20 protein-coding genes and 1 other annotated feature are annotated in these 20,729 nt (G+C 34.0%); all 20 genes read left to right on the top strand.

What is annotated here, in order from left to right:
* Window positions 1-17 precede the first annotated feature (17 nt).
* A complete protein-coding gene (locus tag P3F81_RS05755) occupies window positions 18-1,298 on the top strand; it encodes an amidohydrolase (RefSeq protein WP_147668325.1) in 1,281 nt (426 codons plus the stop codon).
* 143 nt (window positions 1,299-1,441) lie between these two features.
* Complete coding sequence (locus P3F81_RS05760; RefSeq protein ID WP_147668327.1) at window positions 1,442-2,362, top strand: patatin-like phospholipase family protein; 921 nt, start codon at window positions 1,442-1,444, stop codon at window positions 2,360-2,362.
* A gap of 3 nt (window positions 2,363-2,365) precedes the next feature.
* Entirely contained in the window at window positions 2,366-2,959 is a 594-nt protein-coding gene (locus tag P3F81_RS05765; RefSeq protein ID WP_147668329.1) for a ribonuclease H1 domain-containing protein, read from the top strand.
* 61 nt (window positions 2,960-3,020) lie between these two features.
* Window positions 3,021-5,285 carry an FtsK/SpoIIIE family DNA translocase gene (locus P3F81_RS05770; RefSeq protein WP_147668332.1) on the top strand — a complete coding sequence of 755 codons (2,265 nt, stop codon included), beginning with the start codon at window positions 3,021-3,023 and terminating at the stop codon, window positions 5,283-5,285.
* An 89-nt stretch (window positions 5,286-5,374) separates the two neighbouring features.
* Window positions 5,375-6,109, top strand: coding sequence for a helix-turn-helix domain-containing protein (locus P3F81_RS05775; RefSeq protein WP_147668333.1), 735 nt, complete (start codon window positions 5,375-5,377; stop codon window positions 6,107-6,109).
* Window positions 6,110-6,122: 13 nt separating this feature from the next.
* Complete coding sequence (locus tag P3F81_RS05780) at window positions 6,123-7,994, top strand: YgiQ family radical SAM protein (RefSeq protein ID WP_309320747.1); 1,872 nt, start codon at window positions 6,123-6,125, stop codon at window positions 7,992-7,994.
* Between the two features lie 132 nt (window positions 7,995-8,126).
* The gene (locus tag P3F81_RS05785; RefSeq protein ID WP_147668337.1) at window positions 8,127-9,008 is read left to right on the top strand and encodes a sigma-E processing peptidase SpoIIGA; all 882 of its coding nucleotides are present in this window, start codon (window positions 8,127-8,129) and stop codon (window positions 9,006-9,008) included.
* Between the two features lie 180 nt (window positions 9,009-9,188).
* Entirely contained in the window at window positions 9,189-9,920 is a 732-nt protein-coding gene (sigE, locus tag P3F81_RS05790; protein ID WP_177503149.1) for an RNA polymerase sporulation sigma factor SigE, read from the top strand.
* 179 nt (window positions 9,921-10,099) lie between these two features.
* Window positions 10,100-10,873: an RNA polymerase sporulation sigma factor SigG gene (gene sigG / locus P3F81_RS05795; RefSeq protein WP_147668339.1), complete on the top strand. Its 774-nt coding sequence runs from the start codon at window positions 10,100-10,102 to the stop codon at window positions 10,871-10,873.
* A gap of 10 nt (window positions 10,874-10,883) precedes the next feature.
* A complete protein-coding gene (gene spoIIR / locus P3F81_RS05800) occupies window positions 10,884-11,471 on the top strand; it encodes a stage II sporulation protein R (protein WP_309320748.1) in 588 nt (195 codons plus the stop codon).
* A 71-nt stretch (window positions 11,472-11,542) separates the two neighbouring features.
* Window positions 11,543-11,797: a YlmC/YmxH family sporulation protein gene (locus tag P3F81_RS05805; RefSeq protein WP_147668343.1), complete on the top strand. Its 255-nt coding sequence runs from the start codon at window positions 11,543-11,545 to the stop codon at window positions 11,795-11,797.
* Between the two features lie 164 nt (window positions 11,798-11,961).
* Entirely contained in the window at window positions 11,962-12,432 is a 471-nt protein-coding gene (nrdR, locus tag P3F81_RS05810; RefSeq protein ID WP_147668345.1) for a transcriptional regulator NrdR, read from the top strand.
* Window position 12,433: 1 nt separating this feature from the next.
* A complete protein-coding gene (nrdD, locus tag P3F81_RS05815) occupies window positions 12,434-14,446 on the top strand; it encodes an anaerobic ribonucleoside-triphosphate reductase (RefSeq protein WP_147668347.1) in 2,013 nt (670 codons plus the stop codon).
* Window positions 14,447-14,519: 73 nt separating this feature from the next.
* Window positions 14,520-16,256, top strand: a complete 1,737-nt coding sequence (locus tag P3F81_RS05820) for a TIGR03960 family B12-binding radical SAM protein (protein WP_147668349.1) — start codon at window positions 14,520-14,522, stop codon at window positions 16,254-16,256.
* Between the two features lie 12 nt (window positions 16,257-16,268).
* Window positions 16,269-17,081: a peptidoglycan editing factor PgeF gene (gene pgeF / locus P3F81_RS05825; RefSeq protein ID WP_147668351.1), complete on the top strand. Its 813-nt coding sequence runs from the start codon at window positions 16,269-16,271 to the stop codon at window positions 17,079-17,081.
* 80 nt (window positions 17,082-17,161) lie between these two features.
* Window positions 17,162-17,851, top strand: coding sequence for a YggS family pyridoxal phosphate-dependent enzyme (locus P3F81_RS05830; RefSeq protein ID WP_147668353.1), 690 nt, complete (start codon window positions 17,162-17,164; stop codon window positions 17,849-17,851).
* Between the two features lie 13 nt (window positions 17,852-17,864).
* Entirely contained in the window at window positions 17,865-18,350 is a 486-nt protein-coding gene (locus tag P3F81_RS05835; protein WP_147668355.1) for a cell division protein SepF, read from the top strand.
* Between the two features lie 11 nt (window positions 18,351-18,361).
* Window positions 18,362-19,177, top strand: a complete 816-nt coding sequence (gene proC / locus P3F81_RS05840; RefSeq protein WP_147668357.1) for a pyrroline-5-carboxylate reductase — start codon at window positions 18,362-18,364, stop codon at window positions 19,175-19,177.
* Window positions 19,170-19,955, top strand: a complete 786-nt coding sequence (locus tag P3F81_RS05845) for a YlmH family RNA-binding protein (protein WP_147668359.1) — start codon at window positions 19,170-19,172, stop codon at window positions 19,953-19,955. The genes proC and P3F81_RS05845 overlap by 8 nt, the downstream gene beginning before the upstream one ends.
* Window positions 19,956-19,979: 24 nt before the next feature.
* Window positions 19,980-20,435, top strand: coding sequence for a DivIVA domain-containing protein (locus P3F81_RS05850; RefSeq protein WP_147668361.1), 456 nt, complete (start codon window positions 19,980-19,982; stop codon window positions 20,433-20,435).
* A 69-nt stretch (window positions 20,436-20,504) separates the two neighbouring features.
* Window positions 20,505-20,721, top strand: a binding site (T-box leader).
* The last annotated feature ends 8 nt before the right edge of the window (window positions 20,722-20,729 follow it).

The following is a 20,729-nucleotide window of genomic DNA, read 5'->3' on the forward strand; positions in this document are numbered from 1 at the left end:
AGTGGAGGTCGTTCTTTATGGCAAAAATTCTATTGAAAAATGTACAAGCTTTATTGGAAGATGGCAGTGTTGCAGAAAAAAATATTGCGATTGAAAATGATAAAATAGTAAAAATTGGTGAGGTAGATACAAGTTGGGTACCTGATCAAGTTTTAGACGGTAAAGATAAATTGGCGATACCAGGATTTATTAACACGCATACCCATGCATCTATGACGTTGTTAAGAAGTTATGCGGATGATATGCAGTTAATGGATTGGCTGCAAAATAAAATTTGGCCGATTGAAGCTAAAATGAGCAGCAATGATATTTATTGGGGGGCAATGTTAGCTGTTGCTGAAATGATAAAAACGGGGACAACGACATTTGTTGATATGTATTCTGAGATGCATCGTGTAGCAGAGGCTGTAGAGGAAAGCGGTATGCGGGCGGTTTTATCCCGAGGCATGATAGGCGTTGCGCCGAATGGGCAAGAAGCATTAGCTGAATCAAAAAAATTATTTAGAGATTATCATCAGACAGCAAATAACAGAATTAGAGTTATGCTTGCACCTCATGCGCCATATACTTGTCCACCAGCATATTTAAGACAAGTTGTTGATTCGGCAAAAGAACTTGGAGCTGAGATTCATATTCACTTATCTGAAACATTAGGTGAAGTTGAAGATTGCAAAAAACAATATGGAAAGTCGCCGATTGCCTTAATGGAAGAAGTTGGAGTTTTAGATTGTGGAGTTTTGGCGGCGCATTGTGTACATGTTTCATCAGAAGATATTGCTTTGATGAAAAAATATAATGTTAGAGTTGCACATAATCCGGGAAGTAATATGAAATTGGCGAGTGGTATTTCGCCTGTAGCTAAAATGTTGTCAGCTGGAATTTCCATTGGGTTAGGAACTGATGGAGCTTCAAGTAATAATAATTTAGATATGCTGGAAGAAGTGCATTTAGTATCCTTATTACACAAAGTTCATCACTTAGATCCATTAGCAATCCCTGCCTTGACAAGTATAAAAATGGCAACAGAATATGGAGCAAAAGTTGCAGGATTTGATGATATTGGAGTATTAAAAGAAGGGTATAAAGCCGATATCACCTTATTTAATATGAATTCTACGCAATGGTTTCCGCGCCATGATCTTTTATCATTATTAGTGTATTCAGCCAATTCTAGTCATGTGGACACAGTTATCATTGACGGAAAAATTGTTTTAGAAAAAGGAATTTTAACTATAATTGATGAAGAAAGAATTTTATACGAAGCAAATAAAAGAGCACAGGATTTAATTCGCAAATAATCTAATTTACATGTTAATTATTATTTTGTTTTTAGTTAGAAAAGCTTTTGTATTTCAATCGTAAAATGTAAAAGGAGTTATTAAAATTTAATAACTCCTTTGTTACGCTACTTCATAGAATAAGATATGTGAGGTGTGTAAAAATGACGATGAAAAATAAAAGTTTGAAAATAGGGGTTGCTTTAAGTGGCGGAGGTATAAGAGGTCTAGCGCATATAGGCGTACTTAAAGCTTTAATTAATAATGGAATTCACGTAGATTATATATCAGGAACAAGTGCAGGAGCTATAGTTGCAGGTTTATTTGCTTGCGGATACACGCCGCATCAGATGGAAGAATTGGCAAGAAATATTAAAAGTGCAGATTTAATTGATTTAAAAATTACTGTTTCTGATTTATTTAAATATGGAATCCAATCTTTATTAGGAACACAGACCAGATTTTGGTCTGCAATTCCTAATGGAATTGTCAAAGGCGATAAAATAGAAAAATATTTTAGATCATTATGGAGCGATAGATCATTTCAAGAAACAATTATACCACTAGCTGTTACAGCGGTAGATATTCATACTGCTGATACTATATTTTTTTTGACGAAACAAAAGAAAAAACGTGCAATATTAAATGCAAAATATATACATAATGCATCTTTAACAGAGGGAATAAGAGCTAGTATATCTATTCCCGGAGTATTTCATCCCAAAAAATATCAGGAAATGGCTTTGGTAGATGGTGCTGTAAAAAATAATTTGCCAACGGATATTTTAGCATATATGGGAGCTGATGTTATTATTGGGGTAGATTTAGGTTATGCTGGGCAATCAGTTTATGATTTGCATTCTGTAGGAGAAATATTAATGCAATGTATTGATATTATGGGGCGTGAAGTGACTCTTTTAAAGGGGGAGCAATATGCGGATGTTATTATTCGCCCTAATTTAGTTGATATAAATTTCCGTGATACGAAACAAGCGATGCTGGCGATTAAACGCGGCAGTGAGTGTACAGTGAATCAAATTTCCAATATATTTGAGATATGTAACGATAGGCTAAGGAGCATGTGATTTATGGGAAAAAAATATTATGCAGTTAAAGAAGGAAAAAATATTGGTATTTTTTCTACTTGGGATGAGTGCAAAAAACAAGTTCATGGGTATAAGGGTGCACTATACAAAAGTTTTTCTTCTTTACAAGAGGCTGAAGAATATTTAAAGGGTGATATGAAACGGACAACAAAAATTGAAGAATTTTTGAATGGATATCATATTTATGTAGATGGAAGTTACTTAAATAAACAATATAGCTGGGGCTTCGCAGTTTATTTAGATGATAAACTGATTTATACGGGCAAAGGAATTGGAGAAAATTCAGCTGCGGCAGCACTTCATAATGTTGCAGGGGAGTTAGAGGCAGTAATAAAAGCGATTATCTGGGCAAAAGAAAATAAAATTAGCCCAATAATTATTCATCATGATTATATTGGAATATCAGAATGGGCTGAAGGCAGATGGAAAACGAATAATGAAATAACAAAACAGTATTCTCTTTTTATGTCAGGTGAATTAGAGTGGGTTAGTTTTCAAAAGGTAGCCGGCCATACAGGGGTAGAGGGAAATGAATTAGCAGATCAATTAGCTAAATCCGCATTGGGTATAGATTAACTAATTTTACAAGCAATTTTTACTATGCTTTTTTTGCAGGATTTTATGATGAGATGTAGAAATGCACGTTAAGGAGTGGTATGAGTTGCGTAAAAAATGGTCGAAACTTAATAATAATTTAAAATATGAGCTTTTAGGAATCGTGTTAATCACTACAGGGATTATTGGATTCATTAGTTTATTAGGATTAAATGCAGGAATTATAGGGTCTTTTTTAGTTAAGGCACAAAAATATCTCTTTGGGATAGGGGCTATTATATTACCTTCATTAATGGTTTTAATAGGGTTTCGTTATATATGGAAAAGACAAAAAATCGTATACTCGGTGAAATTTTTTGCTATTTTAATCTTATATATTTCGCTATTAAGTATTTACCATCATTTTAAGATAGATGTTGGATCAGAAATTTTACCGAGTAGCCTAATCAATGGTGGGGGATTATTTGCTGGTGGATTTTTATTTTTATTGCGTAAACTTTTTGGCTATGATGGGGCAATCATCGTTATTTTTTCTGTAACCCTGATTTCGTTACTGCTTGCTTCTACCTGGTCATTAGGGAATGGATTAATGAAGACTAAGAAAAGTGCTGAAAAGGGAATCCATGCAGCAAAGGAAACGATTGCAGCAACCTATGAGAAAGTAAAAGATAAATCTACAGCCAATGAAATGAATGAAGATGCTTTTGAGCCAGCAGAAGAAGCGAGAAATCTTCTGATATACGATCAAGAAAAAGACTTAGAGGTTAATAGTTATCAAAAAAATAATATAGAGCAAGTCGATTTTTCAATTGACAATAATTTTGAGGAAGAAATTAAATCCAAAAGGATGGAGAAGAATATCGAGCTTGAAGAAAGAACTTTAACGGAACCGGAAGTAAATAGCAATTATCATTACGATTATATTGTCCCTTCAATAGCGGCTTTGCTCAAAGATTTACCAAAAGTGAAAAATTCAAAAATGAATAAAGAAATTGCTGAAAATGCAAAAATTTTAGAACAAACATTAGCAAGTTTTAATGTAAAAGTGAAGTTGCTTAATGCATGTAGTGGACCAGCCGTTACGAGATATGAATTAGAGCCAGCAGCAGGAGTAAAAGTAAGTAAAATTGTAAATTTAGCCGATGATATTGCCTTAAAGCTTGCTGCATCTGGCGTGCGTATTGAAGCACCAATTCCAGGAAAGGCTGCAATTGGGATTGAAGTTCCCAATAGAGAATTGTCAGGAGTTCATTTACGTGAAGTTTTAGAGTCAAAACCATTCTTAGAAGCTAAATCAAAATTATCGGTAGGCTTAGGGAAAGATATCGCAGGACAAGCTATTGTAGCAGATTTGGCAAAAATGCCGCATTTATTGGTCGCTGGTGCAACGGGATCGGGGAAAAGTGTGTGTATCAATACATTGATCACAAGTATTTTATTTAAAGCGAGACCTGATGAGGTGAAATTTATCTTAATTGATCCTAAAATGGTTGAGCTATCCAATTATAATGGAATCCCGCATTTGATGGTTCCGGTAGTTACAGATTCGAAAAAAGCTGCTGCTGTGTTAAATTGGGCAGTGCAAGAAATGGAACGGCGATATGCAATGTTTGCAGCGAATGGTGTGCGTGATATGGAACGTTACAACAGATTTGTTGAAGCTGACGAAAAAATGGCCGCTATCGTTATTATTATTGATGAATTAGCTGATTTAATGATGGTTGCTCCGGGGGAGGTCGAGGATGCAATTTGTAGATTAGCGCAAAAAGCACGTGCAGCGGGACTTCATTTAGTTTTAGCAACACAACGTCCATCGGTTGATGTAATTACAGGAATTATTAAAGCGAATGTTCCTTCTAGAATATCCTTTTCAGTTTCTTCGCAGATTGATTCACGGACGATTCTTGATGTAGCAGGGGCAGAGAAGTTATTAGGAAAAGGAGATATGCTATATTATCCCGTAGGTGCGCCAAAGCCATTACGGGTACAAGGTGCATTTATTTCTGATAGTGAAGTTGAAGCCTTGATTGAGTTTATAAAGGCGCAAGGGGAAGCATCAATTAATGAAGAAATTATTAATTTTGCGGAAAATGCAACAGCACCTGTAGAAAAAGCGGAACATGATAATTCAGATGAATTGTTAGAAAAAGCTATTCGACTAGTTTTAGAAACGGGACAAGCTTCTGCATCAATGTTACAACGTCGTTTTAGAATTGGTTATACTAGAGCAGGAAGATTGATTGATACAATGGAGGAAATGCATATAGTTGGCCCTAATATTGGTAGTAAAGCTAGAGAAATTGTGATGACGGTGGAAGAGGTTAATCAAACTTATTTTAATAAATAGGCTACAAGTTTTTACTATATTAGGATATAATAGTGCCTAAGATAATGATTTTGCAATAAGTGATTGTGAATATAAGGGGGCTTTTATAAATGGTTGGGGATATATTGCGTGCTGAGCGTGAAAGAAGAGGATTAACAATTAGAGACGTTGAAGAGGCAACGAGTATACGTGCCTTGTATATACAATCCATTGAGGAAAATAAATATGATATTATTCCCGGCGAGGTTTACTTAAAAGGATTTATTAAGACCTATGCAAACTTCTTAAATTTAGATGGCAATGCAGTAGTGAATCAATATAGACAAGAAAAAACTCCACCAAATGTTATATTGGATGATGTTGAAAGTAATGTAGTAGAAAATAAAGGTTTAAAACCTCAAAATAATAATAAAATAGAGTTTGGAAATATTATTAAACAAAAAATTGTAATTGGGGGATTGGCTTTTGCTTTGGTATGTGGATACTGGATGTTAAACTTAGATTCATCAGAAACCCCTATGGAACAACCGAAACAAGAAGTAAAGACTGTAGTTGCAGTACCTAAAGAAGTTTCAGTGCCAGTTACAGCTCCACAATCAAAACCAATAGAAATATCGCTTAAATTCGAGGGAGCATGTTGGACTGAGGTAAAAGTTGATAATCATAATATTTATGAAGGAATTCCTAATCCAGGTGAAGTACTTACATGGGATGCAAATAATGATATCATTATAAAATTGGGCAATGCTGGTGTTGTTGATGTTACACATAATGGAAATGTAATTGGTAAACTTGGAGCTGTAGGAGATGTAATAGAAAAGAAATTTATTAAGGGACAAAGTTAATTAGGAGAATATAATGAAGGAATTTTTACCCATAAGCAAACAAGACATGGAAGCTAGAGGCTGGGATCAATTAGATTTTTTATTTATTACTGGTGATGCATACGTTGATCATCCTAGTTTTGGGCCAGCAATTATTTGTAGAGTATTAGAGAAAGCGGGATTTAAAGTAGGGATTATTTCTCAACCAGATTGGCGTTCTACTACTGACTTTAAAAAACTTGGAAGGCCTAGATTAGGTGTTTTAATTTCAAGTGGCAATTTAGATTCTATGTTAAATAAATTTACTGCTGCAAAAAAATATCGTAGTAAAGATAACTATTCACCAGGAGGAAAAGCCGGACTTAGACCGGATCGAGCAACCATTGTATATTCTAATAGAGTACGCGAGTTGTGGAAAAAAACACCTATTATAATAGGTGGAATTGAGGCTAGCTTACGTAGATTTGCACATTATGATTATTGGTCGGATAGTGTAAGACGGTCAATTTTAATTGATAGTCGGGCAGATATGTTAGTTTATGGAATGGGCGAAAAACAAATAAAAGAGATTGCATTACAGTTGAGTTCAGGAATTGATATTTCTTTAATTACGGCGGTAAATGGAACTTGTTACTTAACTGATAGCTTAGATATCCTGTGGGATTATACTAAAATTCATAGTTTTGAAGAAGTAAGGGACAATAAAAAGAAATTTGCTGAGGCTTTTAAGGTACAATATCTAGAGCAAGATCCGATTAGAGGCAAGACTATTGTCCAGCCTAGCGGAGATATTTATCTTGTCCAGAATGCGCCGGCGATGCCACTTACTATGGAAGAAATGGATGAAATTTACGCACTTCCATATATGAGAACTTATCATCCCAGTTATGAGGAAGTGGGAGGGGTTCCGGCAATTGAAGAAGTTAAATTTAGTTTGGTCAGCCAAAGAGGTTGCTTCGGAGGCTGTTCTTTTTGCGCGATCGTTTCACACCAAGGAAGAATTATCCAAAATAGAAGTCATGATTCTATTTTACAAGAGGCACAAATATTAACTCAGTTACCGGATTTCAAAGGCTATATTCACGATGTTGGTGGACCAACAGCTAATTTTAGAATTCCATCTTGCCAAATGCAATTTGAACGAGGAACTTGTAAGGGAAAGCCTTGTTTAGCACCTAAACCATGTAAAAATCTTACGGCAAATCATGGAGATTATATAACATTATTGAGGGCATTACGTAAGTTGCCGAAAGTAAAAAAAGTATTTATTCGATCAGGTATTAGATATGATTATCTAATAGAAGCAAAAGATGAATTTTTACAAGAATTGTGTGAGCATCATGTTAGTGGACAACTGAAAGTTGCACCTGAACATATAGCGAAAAAGGTTACGGATTTAATGGGCAAATCAGGAAAAGAATCCTATGTTAAGTTTGCTGATGCTTTTAGAAAAATGAATGAAAAAATCGGCAAGGAACAATATTTAGTTCCTTATTTTATGTCCAGTCATCCGGGTGCAACCTTAAAGGAAGCTGTTGAGCTGGCTGAATTTATTCGAGATTTAAATTATCGACCTGAACAAGTTCAAGATTTTATTCCAACACCAGGGAGTTTATCAACCTGTATGTATTACACTGGAATAAATCCCTTAACGGGAGAGAATGTTTATGTTGCCAAAGATGCCCAAGAAAAAAAGATGCAAAGGGCATTATTGCAATATCGTGATGAAAAAAATTATATGTTAGTGTATCAAGCATTACAAAAAGCGAATCGTACTGATTTAATTGGTTTTGGACCAAAGTGCCTAATTCGTCCGATGCGGCATCAAAAACAATTAAATGAAAAGAGAACAGCAAAGAGCTCAGCACGATTTCAAAGGAAGAAAAAAACTGAGAAAAAGAAATAAAAGGGAAAAAACTCCATTATCTAAGAAGATAATGGAGTTTTTTTGTAGGAATAGAAACCTAAAAATTTACATATTTTGAAAAGTTTTTTTGCTATACTTAGGAAAGTGAATCAATAGAAAGATGATGAAAAAATGTATATTTATCTTGATATTTTTATTGTTATTAACTTTATCTTAAATGGAATTATATTGTATTTAACTGCCTATTTAAATAATATACCCTGTAATTTTTATCGGTTAATTATAGCAAATATTTTTTCTGTTTTATATTTAATCATAGGACTAGTATTCAATAATCAGCTTTTTTTTCATCCTTTAATAAAGTTTATCATTTCTTTAGGTTTAATCTTCATTTTATTTGGCAAGAAAAAAGTGCGAAACTTTCTCATGTTAGTAGGTACTTTTTATTTTATTTCCTTTCTCTTAGGAGGTGCTATATTTGGATATTTATTTATGTTGGATTACCAGCCGATTGGATGGTTAGCGTCGAAAAATCAATTTTATTTATCTTTTACTCAATTGGTTTGTGGAGTAAGCATTGGTATTATTATCATTTTATTTATTTTTAGATCAATTGCTGTGGCAAGGAAAGAAAAAAATAATTTTCAAAAAATTACGGTGGTCTATCAAAACAAATCTATTTCTGTGATGACTTTAATTGATACGGGAAATCGTTTGTATACGATGCAGGGACATTATCCAGTAATATTAATTGAAAAAAACGCGTTATTACCTTTGTTCCCAAAGTCTGTTATAGATTTTTTAAATAACAATTCGTCTTTAGAATGGATTAGTAGATTGGAACAAAATCTTGACGATGTATGGTGTAAGCGCTTATTCTTTGTTCCTTATAAAAGCTTAGGAGGAAAGCATATTTTATTAGCGTTTCACCCAGATGCAATTATGATTGGCGATAATTTAACGGCAATAAGTAAAGTTGCTATTGGAATACATGAAGAAGCATTCTCTGAGTTTGGACAATATCAAGGGTTATTGCATCCTGATATAAAGTAAGACTAAGATTCAGGCACTTAGCCGCTTGCCTGTGCCCTGTAGGTATCACTCCTATTTATAGAAGTTAGGAGTCTTATAAGCAAAGAACCAAGATCTTTTATTTTGTGTGAATCGCTTATTTCGTTAGATGATTGGGTTAGTTATCGGATAAAAATACATTAGTTGAAAAGGGGTTAATGCATGAATATCAACCTTAATATGTTAAATATTAAATTACGATTTATCGCTTTATGTAAAATATTTGGATTTATAAAAGAATGTGAGATTTATTACATTGGAAGCAGCGAGGTATTGCCACCTCCTTTAAGCCCAGAGGAAGAAATAACTTTATTAAATTATTTAGAAACCGACCGTGAGGATGTTAAAAATATTTTTATTGAAAGAAATTTACGGCTGGTTGTTTATATTGCTCGAAAATTTGAAAATACAGGGATTGGAATAGAAGATTTAGTTAGTATTGGAACTATTGGATTAATTAAAGCAGTGAATACATTTAATCCTGTAAAGAAAATTAAGTTAGCTACATATGCATCAAGGTGTATTGAAAACGAAATTCTAATGTATCTTAGACGGAATAATAAGACTAGGTCTGAAGTGTCTTTTGATGAGCCCTTAAATATAGATTGGGATGGAAATGAGTTACTATTGTCTGATGTATTAGGAACAGAGAATGATGTTATTTATAAATCGATAGAGGAAGAAGTCGATCATAATCTTTTATATTCGGCAATGGGTAAATTAACTCAAAGGGAAAAAAAGATCATGGAATTAAGATTTGGATTAAACGATAATTATAAAGAAAAAACACAAAAAGAGGTTGCTGATTTATTAGGGATTTCTCAATCGTATATATCAAGACTGGAAAAGAGAATTATCAGAAGACTTAGAAGAGAATTTAATAAAATGGAATGAGAACAATAAAGCTTATCGGACATTTAATCCGATAAGCTTTATTTTTTACATTGAATGAAATGGAATTTATATGGTAATAATAACAAAAGCGATGAAGATCTAGATGTTTATAAAAAGCATATAGACTTTATTTGAAATTCCTAAACTTTGTTTGAATGATAAGAGGGAGGAAAGACAAAATGATGATAAATAAAGTTGAAATTTGCGGTGTAAATACAGCTAAACTTCCTGTAATTTCTGCTAGTAAAATGCGGGAGCTTTTTGTCATTTTACAAAGTGGTGAACTATCTGCAAGAGAGAAATTGATTCATGGAAACTTGCGATTAGTTTTAAGTGTGATTCAAAGATTTAATAACAGGGGAGAATATGTAGATGATTTATTTCAAGTTGGGTGTATTGGTTTAATGAAAGCGATTGATAATTTTGACTTATCGCAAAATGTTAAATTTTCGACCTATGCTGTTCCTATGATTATTGGAGAAATTAGACGTTATTTAAGAGATAATAATCCAATTAGAGTCAGCAGATCGATGCGAGATGTTGCATATAAAGCTTTGCAGGTAAGAGACTCATTAATCAATCGCTATTCTAGGGAACCTTCAATTAATGAAATCGCTTCTGAATTAAAGATTCAACGCGAGGAAGTTGTTTTTGCCTTAGATGCAATTCAAGAACCGATCTCGTTATTTGAGCCGATTTATCATGATGGCGGAGATCCTATTTTTGTTATGGATCAAATTGGGGATGATAAAAATCTTGATATGAATTGGTTAGAAAGTGTGGCAATAAAAGATGCTTTGCATAAGCTAAGTCAAAGAGAAAAACATATATTGACATTAAGATTTTTTGAGGGAAAAACACAGATGGAAGTAGCTGAAGAAATTGGAATATCACAAGCACAAGTATCACGTTTGGAAAAGGCCGCTTTAGGACATATGCGTAAACACATTTAGGAGGAGTATAGTGAAGGTTTCCAGGAAAAAGATATTTATAGTTTTATTATTGTATATTTTTTGTGCAGTTGGATGGAGTTTTTTTTCTGAAGCAATTGCACGTAATGCACCCGATGAAAAGGAACTAGGCTTAATTCGCTTACATGTTCTAGCTAATAGTGATAGTAATGAAGACCAAATACTAAAACAAAAGGTTAGAGATGGTATTTTAGCGTATTTAGAACCTAAAATGAAGTTGGCAGAAAAAAATTCAGATGCGAGACAGATTATTATTGATAATAAGAATGCATTGATTGAATTAGCTTATAAAGTAATTCATGAAAATGGTTATCATTATTCTGTGGATTTAGAACTAGGTGTTTTTGAATTTCCTATCAAATCATATGGCGACTTAGTTTTACCAGCAGGTCAGTATGAAGCTGTTCGCATACTAATTGGAGAGGCAAAAGGGAGTAATTGGTGGTGTGTGTTGTATCCGCCTCTATGTTTCGTAGAAGAGAGTAAAGTAAATTCAGTTATGTTATCGGATTCTGAAGCAAAAGATGAAGACATTCATTTCAAATTTAAGATTGTAGAATTATTGAAAGAATATATGTAATTTTACTAGCACATTTTTTTTACTTGTTCATATACTATAGTAACCAAGCAGTAGTCAGGAGGATATGAACAATGCTAAGAACATATGATTTACGAATGAAAGATGTGATTAGTATACATGACGGAAGAAAACTAGGAAGTGTTTCAGATATAGAGTTTGATTTAGAGTCGGGAAAAATGACAGCGTTAGTTGTTCCGGGAACGGGAAAATTTTTTGGGTTGTTTACTAGAGGGGAAGATATCGTAATTCCTTGGCATAAAATTAATAAAATAGGTGCAGATGTTATTTTAGTTGAAACAAATGAAATATATACAGTAAAATCATGAAATGCCAGATCGCTAAACCTTTTATAGGAATTTAGCGATTTTTTTGTTTTTAAAAGCAGGATTTGCACTATATATGACGTATTTAAAATAGGTCTAGTACAAGATATAGAGAGTAATATACTTTTATTTTAAATAAAGGTTTTGATAAATCTAGGAGGTCTATAATGAATTGTCCATATTGTAGTATTGGAGATAGTAAAGTAGTAGATTCACGGGCTGCGGAGGAAGGAACAACGATAAGAAGAAGACGTGAATGTTCAAATTGTGGAAAACGCTTTACTACATATGAAGTTGTTGAAAAAATTCCGTTTATGGTGATTAAAAGGGATGAGAGGAGAGTTCCTTTTGATAGAGATAAATTATTTAATGGAATATTGAGATCATGTGAAAAAAGATCAATTCCAATAGACTCTATTAACGTATTGACAAATCAAATTGAAAAAGAGATTCGTAATACGATGGAAAGAGAAGTTTCAAGTCAAGTTATTGGCGAAGTTGTAATGAAATATCTTAAAGAGTTTGATCAAGTGGCGTATGTTCGATTTGCTTCTGTATATCGCAAGTTTGCTGATGTGCATGAATTCTTTCAAGAATTAGAAAATTTGATTGCGAACAGTGTTGGAAAGAAGGAATAGAATGTTTAACAAGATAAAAAAGCGTGATGGGCGGGAAGTTGATTTTGATGAACATAATATAACTGAAGCAATTTTTAAAGCTGCAAAGTCAGTTGGTGGAGCAGATCGGCAATTAGCAATGGAATTAACGTTAGAAGTATTAAAAATTTTAAAGGAAAAATATAGAGAAAAAATTTTTAGCGTTGAAGAAGTACAAGATACTGTAGAAAAAGTACTGATTGAAACTGGTCATGCTAAAACGGCAAAGGCATATATTTTATACAGGGATAGAAGAACGAAAATTAGAGATGCTAAATCTGATTTAATGGATACGGTTGCAGAAATTTTAATAGAAACAAGTAGAGAAAATGCGAATATATCAAATTCTCCATCTGCTAAAATGTTACAAATTGCTAGTGCTGCAAGTAAAGTTTACTATTTAAATCGATTGATTCCGGAAAAAATTGCTAATGCACATATGTGTGGCGATATTCATATTCATGACTTGGATTATTATGGTAAGACATTGAATTGTGTACAAATTCCTTTAGGAAAGTTATTAAAAAATGGCTTTAATAATGGAAATGGTTACATTAGACCTCCTAAACGCCCTAATGCGGCTACTGCATTGGCTGCAATTATTTTGCAGAGTTCGCAAAATGATATGCACGGAGGACAATCCTTTGCTTTCTTTGATCGTGATATGGCAGCATTTGTGGAAAAAGCATCAAATGATGAAGTTTACCAGGCGATGGAAGCCTTCATCTATAATTTAAATAGTTTGCATAGTAGAGCGGGAGCGCAGGTTCCTTTTTCAAGCATTAACTTAGGGACGGATATATCAGAAAGCGGTCGGAGGGTTACAAAAAATCTTTTACTTGCCTATGAAAAGGGGCTGGGACGTGGTGAAAACCCAATTTTCCCTAATATTATTTTCAAAGTAAAAGAGGGAATTAATTTTAATCCCGGGGATCCTAATTACGACTTGTTTAAATTGGCGATTCGAGTAGCAGCGCAAAGATTAAATCCTACCTTTAGTTTTCTTGATGCTTCATTTAATAAAATTTATGGAAATCAGATTGCCTATATGGGCTGTAGAACTCGCCTTATGGCAAATGTTTGCGGACCAGAGGTTACAGATGGAAGAGGAAATTTAAGCTTTACGACGATTAATTTGCCGCGAGTGGCAATACAGGCGAGAGGGGATTTAATTGCTTTTTATCAACGACTTACAGAATTGATAGACCTAGTGGTTGAACAATTATTACATCGATTTAAAGTACAAGGAAATTTAAAAGTGAAAGATATGCCCTTTTTAATGGGACAAGGCGTATATTTAGATTCGGAAAAATTAAATTTTAATGATAGAATAGAAGATGTGATAAAGAATGGATCTTTATCGGTAGGGTTTATAGGTTTAGCAGAAGCCTTATATGCGTTAATGCGAAAGCATCATGGAGAAAGCAAGGAAGCGCAACTTTTAGGCGAAGAGATTATTGCTTTTATGCATAATAAGATGAATAAAGCAACGGAGCGCTATGGTCTTAATTTTTCTTTAATTGCTACTCCTGCTGAGAGTTTAGCAGGGCGTTTTGTCAAACTTGACCGAGCTCAATATGGCATAATAAATGGTGTGAATGATAAGGATTATTATACCAATTCGTTTCATATCCCAGTAAACTATAAAATTAATGCATATGAAAAAATTCAGTTGGAAGGAATTTATCATAAATATACTTTAGCAGGGCATATTAGTTATGTTGAATTTGATGCACCGCCAATTAATAATCTTAGTGCGGTGGAAGATATCATTCGTCATATGAAGGCTTCTGATATAGGTTATGCAGGAATCAATTTCCCGGTGGATTTTTGCGAAAATTGTGGGTATATTGGTGTAGTTCATTCAGATAGCTGTCCATTATGCAAGCAAAATAATATTAAGCGTATTCGCAGAATTACAGGATATTTAAGCACAATTAATCGTTTTAATGATGCAAAATATGATGAGTTAAATGATAGAATTGTTCATTTGTAGTAATTTGCTATAAATAATTAAACGCCCACATATTTGTGGGCAGTTTTTTATTTAAGATTTGGAGGAGTTTTATATGTCGTGGGTAATAAAAGAAGCCCTAAATAAAATATTAGACCAGGAAGAAGGATATATTACTTTTCCGGCAGGTCAAAGAACACCATTTGCATTAGTATATCCCAATTCATATCATGTAGGTATGTCGAATTTGGGGATTCATATTTTATATAAGTTATTAAATGCGCGCAAAGATATTGCATGTGAACGCTTCTTTTTGCCGGAGAAAAAATTTGAAGCAGAGTTTATCAAAACGAATACTCCTTTGCTAAGCTTAGAGACGCAGATGCCATTGTACAAATTTCCGCTCATCGGGATTAGTATATCCTTTGAAATGGATTATTTTAATATCATCAAGATATTAGATATGGGAAAAGTGAAAATATTTGCAAAAGATAGAAGCGACATGGATCCGATTGTTATCGCAGGGGGACCTTGCGCAACTTTTAATCCAGAACCATTAAGTGATTTTATTGATGTTTTTGTTATTGGTGAGGGAGAAAATACCGTTCAAGAGCTTATGGATGTATATTTTTCAGCAATTGATCAAGGGTTATCAAGAGATGAAGTCTTGCTTTCCTTTACGAAGATTCCAGGTGTTTATATTCCTAAATTTTATCGGCACCAGCTTAATGAAAATAATCAATTAACTGTTATACATCTTACAAGTGTACCAGAGAAAGTAACTCGTCAATGGGTAGAAAATTTAGATGATTTTGATGCTCAGAGTGTCATTTTTACGGATAAAACTGAATTTGGTGGGTTATGTTTACTAGAAATAGCTCGTGGTTGTGGCAGACATTGTCGATTTTGTATGGCGGGATATTGTTTTAGAAAGCCTAGGACGCGTTCATTAGAAAAGCTAAAAGTAAATTTAGAAGAAATAAAAAAAGTTGGGAAAAAAGTCGGATTGATGGGAGCTGCCATTTCAGATTATCCTGAAGTTGATGCATTATGTAAAGATATATTGGGACTTGATATGAGTATGTCGGTTGCGTCATTAAGGGCTGATTCTTTTACGAATGATTTAGCCGATTCTTTAGCTAAAAGTGGATTGAAGACAATTACTTTAGCGCCTGAGGCTGGAAGTGAAAAATTACGTAATGTAATAAATAAAGGGATTAATGAAGAGGATTTATTTCGGGCAATAAATATCGCAGTCAACGCGGGAATAAAAAATTTAAAGCTCTACATTATGATTGGTTTGCCATTTGAAACAGATGACGATATTGAAGAAATTATTAAAATGGCAAAGAAGATAAAAGACTATAGAGAAAAGTTAAACTGCCGAGGAACGATTACTTTGAGTATAAATCCTTTTATTCCTAAACCTTTTACCCCATTTCAATGGTTGCCAATGGACGATTTAAAAAATATCGATTATAAGTTAAAGCAGATAAAACAATCGTTAAAGGGAATTAAAGGAATCGAAATTATTATGGAATCTCCTAAAGAAGCTTATGTGCAAGGAATACTCGCGCGCGGAGACCGAAGGGTTGGAAAGGCTATTTATGACGCTTATCAACTAGGTGGAAGTAAAAAGCTAAAAGTTTCCCTGGAACAAAATGGCTTAGAGGATTCTTTTTACTTATATCGAACCAGAGATAAAGATGAAGTATTTCCATGGGAAACTTTAGATATGGGGTTTACGAAGCAATATCTTTATGATGAATTGCTAAAAGCTGCCGAACAGAAAAAAACAATAAAATGTTTTGATGGCTGTAATCGATGTGGAGTTTGTAAACACAGTGAATAAGGATGTGACAAGATGTGTCGTTTTTATATAAAATGCAAAAATAATCTATGGTATGGATTTTTTAATCACTTTAATTCTAACTTAGTTACCCAAGCAATATCTACACGATTTCATGGTGTTAGTAAGGCTGAATTTTCCTCTTTGAATTTAGCTTTGCATAATGGTGACAATTCGAAAGATGTATGGCAAAATCGCGAGGCTTTTTGCTTAGGATTAGGAATCGATGCAAAAAAAATAGTAACTGCGCAACAGGTTCACGGAACGAATGTTCTTTGTGTCGATGAATCTTACTTGGGGCGGGGGGCCTTCGATTATGAGGAGGCAATTGAAAACACAGATGGACTGATTACCAATGTACCCGATTTACCATTGATGATGTTTTTTGCAGACTGCGTTCCCATCTTAATTTTTGATCCAATAAAAAAAGCAATTGGAATTTGTCATGCTGGTTGGAAAGGAACTGTACACGGAATTGCTCAAAAAACTGTACAAGCTATGGGAAGTTCATTTAATTCAAGGCCAGAAGATTGTTTAATTGGAATTGGACCATCTATAGGCCCATGCTGTTTTGAAGTAGATGAACCTGTGTATACACAATTTAAGCAGGCGTTTCCTTCGCTTACTTACAAGCAAACTTCAAAAGAAAAATGGAAAATTAATCTATGGGAAGCAAATAGGCTTCAGCTAAAGAATATTGGTGTTCTTGATAAAAATATAATTTGTAGCAATGTTTGTACAAAATGCAATTCAGATGTATTTTTTTCCTATCGTGCTGATGAAGGAAAAACAGGACGAATTGCAGCGATAATTCAATTAAAAAGTTAACAAATATTTGTTTTGATGATATTTTAGTAGAGGATATTTATATTTCTTCTCGAATTATCCATATGATGGAGGGGTTATCGTTGATTGCAGAAAAATTAACCCAGGTTATGCGAAATATAGAAATAGCGAAAGGAAATAGAAATCGCTATTTTGATGAAAATGTAAAATTAATTGCAGTAACAAAAAATCATGACGTAAATGCAATGCGCGAAGCGATAGACCATGGAGTAAAATTTGTGGGAGAAAATCGCATTCAAGAAGCAATGCAAAAGGTTGAAACATTAGATCGTTCAGTAGAATGGCACTTAATTGGACATCTACAGACAAACAAAGCAAAGTATGCAGTAGATTTATTTGATTTAATTCATTCGATTGATAGTGAAAGGTTAATGGCTGAAGTTAACCGTGTCGCTAACAAAATAAATAAGATACAAAAGGTATTACTTCAGGTAAATGTCTCAGAGGAAAAAAGTAAATTTGGTATTTCTACAAAAGAAATAGAACCATTTTTAGATTCTGTTGGACAATATGATCATATTCATTTATGCGGTTTAATGACAATTGCGCCACACTATAACAACGTTGAAGATGCCAGACCAATATTTAGAGAATTGTTCCAGATTTTTTGTAATTTGAAGCTGAAGAGTTTTAAAAATGTTTCTATGGACTGGTTATCTATGGGAATGACCAATGATTATATGGTAGCTATAGAAGAAGGTGCAAATTTAATTAGAGTTGGCACAGGGATTTTTGGCCAACGGCAATATTGATGGAGGGGAAAAAATGAGTTTTTTAGATAAAGTGTGTGGAAAATTAGGTCTTATGGATACGGTGGATACTGATGAGGAATTTAAGGAATCTCCATTACCTACTGAAAATGTCAATGAGACGAAATCCAAAAAGGCAGCAGGAACTAGTTCAACCGCAACTTCCTTTAGCAATGTAATCAATATGCCAAAAGCTAATATCACTGCGGTGAAACCATCGGTAAAAGTAATTGTAGTAGAGCCGTTTTCCTTTGATGATGCACAACATATTGCAGATCATTTAAAAAACCATAAACCGGTTGTGGTTAATTTTGAGAATACAGATCAAGAAGTAGCTAGGCGTATGATTGACTTTATTAGTGGAACAGTTTATGCGTTAGCAGGAACGATTAAAAAGGTTGGAAACAATATCTTTTTATGTACTCCAAGTAATGTTGATGTAGCTTATACCCCTAAGAATGAAGAAGAATCTGAGTTAGTTATGCCTTGGTTAAATAAATAGGAGGAAGCAATTTGGATAATTTAAAGATTGGATTTATTGGTGGCGGGGCAATTGCTGAAGCTATTTTAAGTGGGATAATCAAAGCAGGATTAGTTCCTGCAAGAAATATTAATGTAGCTGAGATTATTGAATCACGTCGAGCATATTTACAAACTACATATAATATTGAAGCTCAAGGTGAAGGAAATATTGTTGGAAGTAGTGTAGATGTTTTATTTTTAACAGTGAAGCCACAAGTTGTTCATGGTATTTTAAAGTCTATTTATAAAAGTGTAAAAAAGGACACCTTAATTATCTCTGTTGTTGCTGGATTGACTTTAGAATCCTTACAAAGATATTTTTCAGAACAACCCGTAATTCGCGTCATGCCTAATACGCCAGTAGCAGTAGGAGAAGGAATGGCGGCAATTGCAATGGGACAATATGCGACAGAAGACGATAAAAAAATTGCATTAGAAATCTTTGATTCAGTTGGTAAGGCAGTTGTTTTAAGTGAGAGCGCCATGGACGCAGTAACGGGATTGTCAGGTAGTGGTCCGGGATATGCTTTTGTTATTATTGATGCTTTAGCTGATGCTGGAGTAAAGATGGGATTAACTCGAGATGTATCAATTACACTTGCTGCTCAAACGATGTTGGGGGCAGCGAAAATGGTTTTGGAGACAGGCAAACATCCGGCTGAGCTTCGTGATATGGTCACTTCTCCAGGAGGAACAACTATTGCAGGAATTTACGAATTAGAAAAAAGTGCTGTAAGAAGTGCTTTAATTGATGCGGTTGAATCTGCAACGAATAAATCTAAATCAATGGGGAAAAAGAATGGCTGATCGTGAAAAAATATTGAGATATTATCGTGGAACTGAAGGGGCGGAAATTGCGGCTAGATTACTTGACATTGCAGAGCTTGTGTCTAAAAATCGCAAGTATAAGGTGAGTGAATTTTTAGACCCGTATGGCTATACAATTGCTGAGACGATTGCCGCGTCTTACGATAATATAGAAATTAATAGTTCTGGGGGGTACTATGGAGCTGAGCGGCAGCGGGTTTCCTTTAAACATAAAGATTTTCTTGGCAATGAGGATTTTGCGATAAAGGTAATCAAAGCGACTTGGAATGATAAGTATTATCATATTTCGCATAGGGATATCCTCGGCTCTTTAATTGGCCTTGGTATCGAAAGAAATGTCCTTGGTGATCTATTAGTGAAAAGTGATCATTGCAAAATATTAGTAGATAGCACCATTTATGAATATGTTATGCAGAATTTTATTCAAATTGGAGCGGCAAGTATTAGTGTAGAAGAATGTGATTTAAGTGAAATTGAACCTAAAGAAGAGCGGTGTAAAGAGATTAGGGCAACTGTAGCATCGCTTCGACTTGATTCAGTTGCTGCAGCAGGTTTTAGTTCATCACGTAGTAAAATTGTTGCGGATATTGCAACAGAAAAAGTAAAACTAAATTGGCAATCAATCAAAGGTGCTTCACAGACAATAAAAGTTGGGGATATTATCTCAATGCGTGGGCGAGGCAGAGTTGAAGTAGAGGAAATCCGTGGACAAACTAAAAAAGGTAGAATTAGTATTGTATTAAAAAGATACATATAAAGTGATATTTGAGGAGGAGTATGCATGCTTACACCATTAGATATTCATAATAAAGAATTCAAAAGAAGTTTTCGCGGTTATAATGAAGATGAGATTGATGAGTTTTTAGATAGGGTTGTTAAAGATTATGAGCAACTATATCGTGAAAATGTTGACTTAAAGGATTCTATTGATAAACTTAAAACTAAAGTTGAACATTTTCAGCATTTGGAAAATACTTTACATAATACTTTAGTTGTAGCTCAGGAAACTGCAGAAGAAGTGAAATTAAATGCGAAAAAAGAAGCAGAGCTCATTATAAAAGAAGCAAAGGTTACAGGACAGCGTTTGCTTGATGAAGCAAATCTAAAAGTAAAAGAAAAAATGACTGAATATGAAGAAATAAACCAGAGATCACAGCTTTATCGAACAAGAATGCGTACATTGGTTTTGACTCAATTAGAGTTATTAAAAGATTCTGATGAGGCAGAGGAAGAATAAATTATAAAGAATTTGACTACGAGATATTAATTTTGTATAATATCTCGTAGTTAGCTGTTCATTATATGTTAAATAGTTATGATAGAGAGAGTAATTAGCAATCATTTTTTCAGCGAGTCGGGAAATGGTGGGAGCTCGATAGAAGTTGTTAATGAAGATCACTCTTGAACTGCGGATTGAACGTAAAGTAGATTGCGCCGAATGACGAACGTTATAACGTCAAAAGTGGCTTTTTATGAGATAAGTCATTAGGGTGGTACCACGGGAATAACCTCTCGTCCCTTTTTGGGGATG

The sequence above is a fragment of the Selenobaculum gibii genome (assembly GCF_030273445.1).
In the GTDB taxonomy this organism is placed as follows: domain Bacteria; phylum Bacillota; class Negativicutes; order ICN-92133; family ICN-92133; genus Selenobaculum; species Selenobaculum gibii.

Excerpts from the sequence above, each read along its gene's own strand:
- P3F81_RS05770 (WP_147668332.1), top strand. The coding sequence starts at position 3,021 with ATGCACGTTAAGGAGTGGTATGAGTTGCGTAAAAAATGGTCGAAACTT.
- sigE (WP_177503149.1), top strand. The coding sequence starts at position 9,189 with ATGAATATCAACCTTAATATGTTAAATATTAAATTACGATTTATCGCT.
- P3F81_RS05760 (WP_147668327.1), top strand. The coding sequence starts at position 1,442 with ATGACGATGAAAAATAAAAGTTTGAAAATAGGGGTTGCTTTAAGTGGC.
- P3F81_RS05835 (WP_147668355.1), top strand. The coding sequence starts at position 17,865 with ATGAGTTTTTTAGATAAAGTGTGTGGAAAATTAGGTCTTATGGATACG.
- P3F81_RS05805 (WP_147668343.1), top strand. The coding sequence starts at position 11,543 with ATGCTAAGAACATATGATTTACGAATGAAAGATGTGATTAGTATACAT.
- P3F81_RS05775 (WP_147668333.1), top strand. The coding sequence starts at position 5,375 with ATGGTTGGGGATATATTGCGTGCTGAGCGTGAAAGAAGAGGATTAACA.
- P3F81_RS05780 (WP_309320747.1), top strand. The coding sequence starts at position 6,123 with ATGAAGGAATTTTTACCCATAAGCAAACAAGACATGGAAGCTAGAGGC.
- nrdD (WP_147668347.1), top strand. The coding sequence starts at position 12,434 with ATGTTTAACAAGATAAAAAAGCGTGATGGGCGGGAAGTTGATTTTGAT.
- P3F81_RS05765 (WP_147668329.1), top strand. The coding sequence starts at position 2,366 with ATGGGAAAAAAATATTATGCAGTTAAAGAAGGAAAAAATATTGGTATT.
- P3F81_RS05785 (WP_147668337.1), top strand. The coding sequence starts at position 8,127 with ATGTATATTTATCTTGATATTTTTATTGTTATTAACTTTATCTTAAAT.
- P3F81_RS05845 (WP_147668359.1), top strand. The coding sequence starts at position 19,170 with ATGGCTGATCGTGAAAAAATATTGAGATATTATCGTGGAACTGAAGGG.
- pgeF (WP_147668351.1), top strand. The coding sequence starts at position 16,269 with ATGTGTCGTTTTTATATAAAATGCAAAAATAATCTATGGTATGGATTT.
- sigG (WP_147668339.1), top strand. The coding sequence starts at position 10,100 with ATGATGATAAATAAAGTTGAAATTTGCGGTGTAAATACAGCTAAACTT.
- nrdR (WP_147668345.1), top strand. The coding sequence starts at position 11,962 with ATGAATTGTCCATATTGTAGTATTGGAGATAGTAAAGTAGTAGATTCA.
- P3F81_RS05850 (WP_147668361.1), top strand. The coding sequence starts at position 19,980 with ATGCTTACACCATTAGATATTCATAATAAAGAATTCAAAAGAAGTTTT.
- P3F81_RS05755 (WP_147668325.1), top strand. The coding sequence starts at position 18 with ATGGCAAAAATTCTATTGAAAAATGTACAAGCTTTATTGGAAGATGGC.
- P3F81_RS05820 (WP_147668349.1), top strand. The coding sequence starts at position 14,520 with ATGTCGTGGGTAATAAAAGAAGCCCTAAATAAAATATTAGACCAGGAA.